Genomic DNA, 8,563 nt, shown 5'->3' with positions numbered 1-8,563 from the left:
AGGACGTCCTCATCCGTTACGCCCGCATGAACGGCCGCAACGCGCTGTGGATCCCGGGCATGGACCACGCCGGCATCGCCACGCAGAACGTGGTCGAGCGGGAGCTCAAGAAGGAAGGAAAGACGCGCCAGGAGCTGGGCCGGGAGGCCTTCATCGCGCGCGTATGGAAATGGAAGGAGCAGAGCGGCGGGACGATCCTGCGGCAGTTGAAGCGCCTCGGAGCCGCCTGCGACTGGGACAGGGAACGGTTCACGATGGACGAGGGGCTGTCCCGGGCCGTCAAGGAGGCGTTCGTCCGCCTGTACAGGAAGGGGCTCATCTACAAGGGGCGCTACATCATCAACTGGTGCCCCCGCTGCCGCACGGCGCTTTCCGACCTCGAGGTGTCCTTCGAAGAGAAGAAGGGAGCGCTCTGGCACATCCGCTACCCGGGGTGGTCCGGCGGCGAAGGCGTCGTCGTCGCCACGACGCGCCCGGAGACGATGCTGGGCGACACCGCCGTCGCGGTGAACCCGAAGGACGAGCGGTACGCGGGGAGGATCGGGGAGACGCTGCGCCTCCCGCTGATGAACCGCCCGATCCCGCTTCTCGCCGATCCGATGGTCGACCGGGAGTTCGGCACCGGCGCGGTGAAGATCACCCCCGCCCACGACCTGAACGATTTCGAGGTGGCGAAGAGGCACGAGCTCCCCTCCGTCCGGGTGATCGACGAGTCCGGGAAGATGACGGCCGACGCCGGCGCCTACGCGGGGATGGACCGGTTCGCCTGCCGGGAGGCCGTGGTCGCGAAGCTGAAGGAGGAGGGGCTGCTGGCCGGCGAGGAGCCGTACGTCCACAACATCGGCCACTGCTACCGGTGCCAGACGGTGGTTGAGCCCGCCGAGAGCATGCAGTGGTTCGTGAAGGCGAAGCCGCTGGCCGAGCCCGCCATCGAGGCGGTCCGGAAGGGCGAGACCCGCATCGTCCCGGCCCAGTGGGAAAAGACGTACTTCGAGTGGATGGAGAACATCCGCGACTGGTGCATCTCCCGGCAGATCTGGTGGGGGCACCGGATCCCCGCGTACCACTGCGATGCCTGCGGGAAGACCGTCGTGGAGGTCGAGGCCCCTTCGAAGTGCCCGTTCTGCGGCGGAAAGGAGCTCAAGCAGGAGGAGGACGTCCTCGACACCTGGTTCTCCTCCGGGCTGTGGCCCTTTTCCACGATGGGATGGCCGGAAAAGACGCCGGAGCTCCAGCGGTACTATCCGACCTCGGCGCTGGTGACCGCGTTCGACATCCTCTTCTTCTGGGTCGCCCGGATGATGATGATGGGGATCGAATGCATGGGGAAGGTCCCCTTCCGCGACGTGGTGATCCACGCCCTCGTGCGGGACGCAAAGGGCGAGAAGATGAGCAAGACCCGGGGGAACGTCATCGATCCGCTCGAGATCATCGACCGGTTCGGCACGGACGCCTTCCGGTTCACCCTCGTGGCGCTGGCCGCCCAGGGGCGCGACATCCGGATGTCGGACGAGCGGGTCGAGGGATACCGGAACTTCATGAACAAGCTGTTCCAGGCGGGGCGGTTCGTCCTGATGCACGTGGACGGGACGACGGTCAGGAAGCTCCCGCCCGACCCGTCTGTGGTGGACCGGTGGATGCTTTCCCGCCTCCAGCGGGTCATCGACGAGATCCGCAAGGGGATCGAGGAATACCGGTTCAACGACGCCGGGTCCGCGTACTACCAGTTCGTGTGGCACGAGTTCTGCGATTGGTACCTAGAGATGATCAAGCCTGCGCTCGATGCCGAGGCGGACGACCGGGTGCGGGAACGTCAGCGGTCGGTCCTCCTGCACGTGTACGAGACGATCCTCGCCCTCGGGCATCCCTTCATCCCCTTCATCACGGAAGAGCTCTGGCATTCCCTCCCGGGGGAGCGCGGCCTTCTGTACGACCGGAAATACCCGGCCGCCGCCGCCTCCCTCGCCGACGCGGACGTCGAGGAGGACATGGGGCACCTGATGGAGGTCATCCGCGCCGTCCGCAATATCCGCAGCGAGCTGAACGTCCCGCCGGCGAAGAAGGTGGAAGTCCGCCTGAAGGGGGAGGCCGGGGAGCTGAACTTCCTCAGGGAGCATGAGGACATCCTGCGGCGGCTGGCCCGCGCGGACCGGGTCGCCTACGCCGACGCCGACTACATCCCCGTCGAAGACGCCACGGCGGTCGTCAACGACATCGAGGTCTGCATGCCGCTGGCCGGGCTGATCGACTTCGACCAGGAGGCAAGGCGCCTGGGGAAGGAGATCGAGAAGGGGAAAGCGGAGCTCGCGCGCGTCATGGGACAGCTCGGAAACGGGAAGTTCGTGGAGAACGCTCCCGAGGACATCGTGGAGGCGCTGCGCGAACGGCAGGCCGCCCTCGAGACGAAGCTGGGGAAACTCGGGAAGAACCTCGAGCTGGTGAGCCGATACCTGTCGTGATCCCGCGGGAGCGCTACGACCGGATCGTCCGGGACGCCCTCCTGGAGGACGCCCCCTTCGGAGATCCTTTCGGAGAGGCGATTTCCGGGGACGGATCGGGGATTTTTTTCTGCCGGGGCGCCGGGGTGTTCTGCGGGGGTCTCGTGGCGCAGGAGGTGTTCCGCCAGGTCGATCCGTCGGTCGTCGTCTCGTTCGTCCCGGAGGGGCGGCGGGTGGCCGCCGGGGACCGCGTCGGAGAGGCCTCCGGCCCCGTTGCGTCGCTCCTGCGCGCGGAGCGGACGGCCCTCAACTTCCTTCAGCGTCTGTCCGGGGTGGCCACGACGACGTCGCTCTTTGTCCGGAGGACCGCCGCGCACGGGACCCGCATCCTCGACACGCGGAAGACCACCCCGCTCCTGCGCAACCTCGAGAAATACGCCGTCCGCGTCGGGGGAGGTACGAACCACCGGTTCTCCCTGTCGGACGGCATCCTGATCAAGGAGAACGGCATCCGGGCGGCCGGCGGGATCGGGGCGGCGGTCGACGCGGCGCGACGGGCCGCCCATCACCTCGTCCGGATCGAGGTGGAGGCGGAAACGCTCGAAGAGGTCGAGGCCGCGGTGGCCGCGGGCGCTGACGCGGTCCTGCTGGACAACATGAAGGCCCCGACGGTCCGGGAGGCGGTGGCCCGCTTCGGCGGCAAGGTCTTCCTCGAGGCATCCGGAGGGATCCACCTGGGAAACGTGGAGGAGTATGCCGCGACGGGCGTCGCCGCGATCGCCGTGGGGGCGATCACGCATTCCGCTCCCGCCCTCGACATCTCCTTCGAGCTGTCCGCTTGATCCCGACCCGTTCGATACGCACCTTCCTGTTTCCGCTCCTCCTCCCGCTCCTTTTCCCCGCATCGGCGGGCGCCCTGGACGGGTATGCCGTCTACGAGGGGACGGCGGCGATCGTCAACAAGGAGGTGCTGTTCCTGTCCGACGTGCATCGCGAGCGATGCTTCCTGCGGTGCGCGGCGATGGCCGGGAGCCGGCCGGAGGAGCTTTCCATCGGAGAGGCCCGCGACCGGTTGATCTCCGACACGCTGGCGCTGCAGGAGCAGGAAAAGCTCCAGCTCGGACAGGTGGACAACGCCGCGCTGGCGGAAGCGGCGCGGGAAGCGGCCGGCAGGACGGAGGCGTGCGCCTCTCCCTGCCGGGAGGGGATCTCCCGGCGGCAGGTCTCGGACTGGGTGAAACGGCAGCTCCTCGTGCGCGAGTTCCTGAAGCAGCGCGTGGGCGCGTTCATCGATGTCAAGGAAGACGAGGTCCGCAGGGAATACCAGCGCCGGCTCGTGCAGGGGGATGCCGCGCCGGGATTGACCGAGGGGAAGGTGCGGGAGGAGCTGCTGGCGGAAAAGATCGACCGGGAGATCCGAAACTGGTATTCCCGCGCCGCATCGAAATCCTCGATCACGCTGTCGCCGCTGGAGGAGAAATGAACGGGACCTACGCGCTCACCATCCGGGGGTCGTTCGCCGCCGCGCACCGGCTGAAGGAATACCGCGGCAACTGCGAGCGGCTGCACGGGCACAACTGGCGGGTCGAGGTCACCGTCGAGTCCGGCGTGCTGGACGAGCAGGGGATCGCCATCGATTTCCGGGCGATCAAATCGGCGCTCGCAGAGCTGCTCGCCCGCTTCGACCACATGTACCTGAACGACGTCCCCCCCTTCGACGGGATGAACCCGTCGTCGGAGAACCTCGCCCGGCACCTGTTCGAGGAGATGGAGAAGCGGATGCCCGCGCCCGTGCGGGTCGCGCGCGTCGCCGTGTGGGAGTCCGAGGACGCCCGCGCGGAGTATTCCCGGGGAATCTGAAGGGCGGGGGCGGGGCTACTTCTTCGCCGCGAGCGCGTCGTTCAGCCCGGCCAGCAGCGCATCCAGGTCGATCCCGTGCACCTTGGCGCCGTGCTCGAGGTTTTCGAACTCGGAAAGCTGGCACTGCATGCAGTCGATCCCGAACCGCCGGAAGACGGGGATCGTCTGCGGGAACTTCCTCAGGATCTCCTCGATCTTCATTTCCTTCCGGATCATGGACGGTCTCCCTCCGGGAATCATCATGAATATTAACATGGCTTATGCCGGGCCGGGCTCAAGGAACCGGAGGGACGGGGCGAAGGGAATCCTCCCGTACTTCGCCGCCAGCCGGAAGAAGAGGGAGAGCCCCTCCGTTTCCTCGTCGAGATCGTAGGAGAGGCAGCGCCAGTAATCCTCCCGGAACTTCGCGGGGATCCATCCGGGGCCGCCCCACGGGTATTCCCCGCGGCGGATCGATTCCTGGACGGACCGCTTGGCGTCGATCAGCGCCGCGGCGAACCGGGAAAGCGGTTCCCTTGCCTGCCCTTCCCACGCCGCGCGGGAGGCGATCCACAGGGAGAAGACGAACGGCTTCCCGGTTTCCCGCGTCCACCATTCCCCCATGTCGGTGACGTGCGGCGCGGTCCCTTCGACGGCCGCGCGGATGGCCTCGTCGCCGATGGCGAGATACGCCGGGTGGGAGCGCAGCGCTTCCGCAGGCGGAAGGGACGTGGTCACGAGGGCGTTCCTGCGCCCGAGCGATTCGCCCAGCAGGATCTCGAGAAGGGCTACCGAAGTGGCGGACGCGCCCGTCACCGCGATCGGGTCCGGAGGGAGCTGCCGGAGCGGCCCGTTCGAGAGGAGGAGGACGCTCATCACGCGGGTGCGCGAAGCGACGGAGATCCCGGGGCAGAGGATGTACAGGTCGGGGCGCACGGCGTACTCGATGGAGGAGTTCGGAGAGAGATCCAGGCCGCCCGCCCGCATCAGGAGGTTCAGCTCGGAAGGGTGGCCGTCCACGAACAGGGCTTCGCCCGCGGCGCGGGAGCCCTGCAGCGCGTGGAAGATGGGTATGAGGTTCGCGTAGGGGATGCACCCGACGCGCAACGCGGTGATTTCGGCCAACAGCTCCTCGGACGGATCGCCGGATTTCCGGGCCATTGTAGCACGCGGCCGCGGAGGAGTCGCCGGCCCGCATTTCTCACCAGCGTCCGTAGCGAGGCGGTGGAGACGGGCGTGGGTCGCTCCCGGCCATCCTGGCCTCCGCGGCATACCGCCCTCCTTGGCGGCACTACAAGGCGTCGCGACCGAGCGCCCCACTCCCGGGAAAGAAACGCTCCCTGGGGTACCCCCGGACGCCGGCACCATCATGCCGTTCCCGGCGGGAGGGGCACAACGCAGTAGGTGTGCCCGTATCCGCCGCCGCAGCAGGAGGCTGGTGAGAAATGCGGGCAGGGACGCCTTGACGACCGCCGCCGAAATCCCAATAATGAGCCGAAAACGATGCGTTCGGGGCGGATTTGCGGGTCGTCGCCGGAAGGTGGAAGGGAAGGACGCTGCGCGCGCCGCGCGGGATGGCGGTCCGGCCGACGACCGACCGGGTGCGCGAGGCGGTCTTCTCGGTCCTGGGCGAGCGGGTCGTCGGGTCGAGGGTGCTGGACCTGTTCGCCGGGACGGGCGCCATGGCCATCGAGGCGCTCTCCCGGGGGGCCGCAACCGCCGTGCTGGTGGAATCGTTCCCCCCGGCGGTCGAAGCGGTGAAGGCGAACCTCGCTGCCGTCGGCGCCCCGCAGGCGGCATGCCTTTCCATGGATTACCGGAAGGCGCTGCGGAGGCTGGCGGCCGGGGGGGAGAAGTTCTCCCTCGTGTTCCTCGACCCCCCTTACGGAAAGGGGCTGCTCGAGCGGGCGGGGGAGGAGATCCGCCGGGCGGGGATCCTCGACCCCGGCGCGATCGTGGTCGCGGAAAGCGCCGCCAGGGAGGCGGCGCCGGCGCCGGGCGGATGGATCCGGGTTTCCGAGAAACGATACGGAGACACCCGCGTCTCATTTTTCGAGGTCCCTTGAGGAGGCCGGATGAGGACTACCGCCGTCTATCCCGGATCGTTCGACCCGCCGACCAACGGGCACCTGGACATCATCGAGCGCTCCTCGAGGATGTTCGCCCGCGTGGTCGTCGCCGTGGCGCTCAACATACGGAAGGACGCCATGTTCACCCCGGCCGAGCGCGTACGGATCCTCAGGACGCTGACATGCCGCTGGAAGAACGTGGAGGTCGACTCCTTCAGCGGCCTGCTGGTCGATTACGCCAGGGAGCAGGAGGCGCGCGTCCTGGTGCGGGGCTTGAGGGCCATCTCCGATTTCGAATACGAGTTCCAGATGGCGCACATGAACAAGAAGCTGGCGCCGGAGATCGACACCGTCATGCTGATGACGGGCGAGAAGCATTCGTACATCAGCTCGAACATCGTGAAGGAGATCGCGAAATTCGGGGGAAGGATCGACGACCTGGTGCCCTCCGAGGTACGGGATATCGTACTCCAAAAGATGAAAGGAGCAAGGCGCAGATGAAGCTCGCGAAGAGGGTCGGCAAGATCCAGCCTTCGGCGACTCTGGCGATCACCAACAAGGCCAAGCAGATGAAGGCCCAGGGAATCGACGTCGTCGGTTTCGGGGCGGGGGAGCCGGATTTCGACACTCCGGACAACATCAAGGCCGTCGCCAAGAAGGCGCTGGACGACGGGTACACGAAGTACACGCCGGTCCCGGGGTCCCCGGAGCTGAAGGACGCCGTCATCGCGAAGCTGAAGCGGGACAACGGCCTGACGTACCAGCGGGAGAACGTCATCGTTTCGGTGGGGGCGAAGCATTCGATCTACAACGTGGCCCAGGCGTTCCTCGAGGAGGGGGACGAGGTGATCATCCCCGCGCCCTACTGGGTCTCCTACCCGGACATCGCCCTGCTGGCGGGCGCAACCCCCGTGATCGTCGAGGCGAAGCAGTCCACGGGGTTCAAGATCACCCCGGGGCAGCTCACCAACGCCATCACGCCGAGGACCAAGCTCCTCGTGCTGAACAGCCCCTCCAACCCCACGGGCGCCGCCTACTCGAAGGCGGAGCTCGAGGCGCTGGCGCAGGTCGTCGTAAAGAACGACATCACGGTGCTGTCCGACGAGATCTACGAAAAGCTGGTGTACGACGGCTTCCGGTTCGTCTCCATCGCGTCGCTGGGCGAGGAGATCCGGAAGCGGACGATCCTCGTCAACGGCCTGTCCAAGTCCCACTCGATGACCGGATGGAGGATCGGATACGTCGCCGCGGAAAAGGACCTCGTCGCCGCGATGACCAACATCCAGTCCCAGAGCACGAGCAATCCCGTTTCGTTCTGCGACAAGGCCTCCATCGAGGCGCTCAACGGGCCGCAGGATTTCATGAAGCAGTGGATCGAGGAGTTCGACCGGCGGCGCCGATACATCGTCGAGCGGCTCAACGCGATGCCAGGCGTCAGGTGCCTGCTTCCGCAGGGGGCCTTCTACGTGTTCCCGGACTTCTCCGGCTGCTACGGGAAGAAAACGCCGTCGGGCAAGACGATCAACGGCTCGGCCGACTTTGCGGATTACCTGCTGGCGGACCACAAGGTGGCGTCGGTTCCCGGCGTCGCGTTCGGCGACGACGCCTGCCAGCGGCTCTCCTACGCCACGTCGATGAAGAACATCGAGAAGGGGATCGACCGGATCGAGGAGGCCGTCAAGGCGCTGTCGTAAGGCACGGGCGACAGAGGGGGACATACTTCGCTTCAAACGCGGGATGAAGGGGAAGTGTGTCCTCCGCCAGTTCACATCGGTCGCTTCCCGGTTTTTTTGAAAATGTAGTAATCGCGGAGAATCTTCGCGTGGTCGAAGGCGATGGGAGAGGGCAGGTCCCCCTCGCCGAACAGGCGCGCCTCCGCGGCGTCGTCGGCGCCGGCGGGGCTTCCTTCCGCCCTGCCGATGTAGACCGTCGAGATCGTGTGGAACCGCGGGTCCCGCGAAGGATCGGAGTAGACGCCGAGCAGCGCGACGAGCTCCACGGAGAGCCCCGTTTCCTCCAGGGCCTCCCGGACGGCAGCGGACTCCGCCGCTTCCCCTTCCTCGATGAACCCTCCCGGGATGGCCCATCCCTCGGGAGGGTTCTTCCTGCGGACGAGGACGATGCGGTCCCCCACCTCGATGATCATGTCGGCGGTGGGGAGCGGATTGCGAAACGCCATGAGTCCTCCCGCCTCGCGCCGATTTCGGCGCGGGTAAT

The 8,563-nt window shown here is 67.0% G+C and carries 10 protein-coding genes; 7 read left to right on the top strand and 3 right to left on the bottom strand.

Annotation, left to right across the window (positions count from 1 at the left end):
- The 4 genes from AB1346_09630 to queD all read left to right on the top strand — a co-directional run.
- The coding region (locus AB1346_09630) for a valine--tRNA ligase (protein ID MEW6720698.1) at positions 1-2,459 on the top strand (2,459 nt) is incomplete at its 5' end.
- Positions 2,456-3,280, top strand: a complete 825-nt coding sequence (nadC, locus tag AB1346_09625) for a carboxylating nicotinate-nucleotide diphosphorylase (protein ID MEW6720697.1) — start codon at positions 2,456-2,458, stop codon at positions 3,278-3,280. The genes AB1346_09630 and nadC, both read left to right, overlap by 4 nt.
- Positions 3,277-3,921, top strand: a complete 645-nt coding sequence (locus AB1346_09620) for a hypothetical protein (protein MEW6720696.1) — start codon at positions 3,277-3,279, stop codon at positions 3,919-3,921. The genes nadC and AB1346_09620 overlap by 4 nt, the downstream gene beginning before the upstream one ends.
- Positions 3,918-4,298, top strand: a complete 381-nt coding sequence (queD, locus tag AB1346_09615) for a 6-carboxytetrahydropterin synthase QueD (GenBank protein ID MEW6720695.1) — start codon at positions 3,918-3,920, stop codon at positions 4,296-4,298. The genes AB1346_09620 and queD overlap by 4 nt, the downstream gene beginning before the upstream one ends.
- A gap of 15 nt (positions 4,299-4,313) precedes the next feature.
- Here queD and AB1346_09610 read toward each other — a convergent pair whose 3' ends face one another.
- Both AB1346_09610 and AB1346_09605 read right to left on the bottom strand, forming a co-directional pair.
- Positions 4,314-4,514 carry a DUF1858 domain-containing protein gene (locus AB1346_09610; GenBank protein MEW6720694.1) on the bottom strand — a complete coding sequence of 67 codons (201 nt, stop codon included), beginning with the start codon at positions 4,512-4,514 and terminating at the stop codon, positions 4,314-4,316.
- A 42-nt stretch (positions 4,515-4,556) separates the two neighbouring features.
- Complete coding sequence (locus AB1346_09605) at positions 4,557-5,402, bottom strand: menaquinone biosynthesis protein (GenBank protein MEW6720693.1); 846 nt, start codon at positions 5,400-5,402, stop codon at positions 4,557-4,559.
- A gap of 395 nt (positions 5,403-5,797) precedes the next feature.
- Between AB1346_09605 and rsmD the strand changes: the two genes are divergently transcribed.
- Genes rsmD through AB1346_09590 form a run of 3 tightly spaced genes read left to right on the top strand, consistent with a single transcriptional unit; the run spans position 5,798 to position 8,040 of the window.
- Positions 5,798-6,343: a 16S rRNA (guanine(966)-N(2))-methyltransferase RsmD gene (rsmD, locus tag AB1346_09600; GenBank protein ID MEW6720692.1), complete on the top strand. Its 546-nt coding sequence runs from the start codon at positions 5,798-5,800 to the stop codon at positions 6,341-6,343.
- Positions 6,344-6,352: 9 nt separating this feature from the next.
- Entirely contained in the window at positions 6,353-6,847 is a 495-nt protein-coding gene (coaD, locus tag AB1346_09595) for a pantetheine-phosphate adenylyltransferase (GenBank protein MEW6720691.1), read from the top strand.
- Positions 6,844-8,040 (top strand): pyridoxal phosphate-dependent aminotransferase, encoded by a 1,197-nt coding sequence (locus tag AB1346_09590; protein ID MEW6720690.1) that lies wholly within the window; start codon positions 6,844-6,846, stop codon positions 8,038-8,040. Before coaD ends, AB1346_09590 begins: the two co-directional genes overlap by 4 nt.
- Before the next feature lie 71 nt (positions 8,041-8,111).
- On the opposite strand, the gene AB1346_09585 is transcribed toward AB1346_09590, so the two are convergent.
- Positions 8,112-8,525: an NUDIX hydrolase gene (locus AB1346_09585; protein MEW6720689.1), complete on the bottom strand. Its 414-nt coding sequence runs from the start codon at positions 8,523-8,525 to the stop codon at positions 8,112-8,114.
- Between the last annotated feature and the right edge of the window lie 38 nt (positions 8,526-8,563).

The organism is Thermodesulfobacteriota bacterium (assembly GCA_040758155.1).
Lineage (GTDB): Bacteria > Desulfobacterota > Deferrimicrobia > Deferrimicrobiales > Deferrimicrobiaceae > UBA2219.
This window is presented reverse-complemented; position numbering and strand designations above follow the sequence as displayed.

What these genes read in the sequence shown, in the direction of transcription:
- queD (MEW6720695.1), top strand. Translation starts at nt 3,918, where the DNA reads ATGAACGGGACCTACGCGCTCACCATCCGGGGGTCGTTCGCCGCCGCG.
- AB1346_09585 (MEW6720689.1), bottom strand. Translation starts at nt 8,525, where the DNA reads ATGGCGTTTCGCAATCCGCTCCCCACCGCCGACATGATCATCGAGGTG.
- coaD (MEW6720691.1), top strand. Translation starts at nt 6,353, where the DNA reads ATGAGGACTACCGCCGTCTATCCCGGATCGTTCGACCCGCCGACCAAC.
- AB1346_09610 (MEW6720694.1), bottom strand. Translation starts at nt 4,514, where the DNA reads ATGATCCGGAAGGAAATGAAGATCGAGGAGATCCTGAGGAAGTTCCCG.
- AB1346_09590 (MEW6720690.1), top strand. Translation starts at nt 6,844, where the DNA reads ATGAAGCTCGCGAAGAGGGTCGGCAAGATCCAGCCTTCGGCGACTCTG.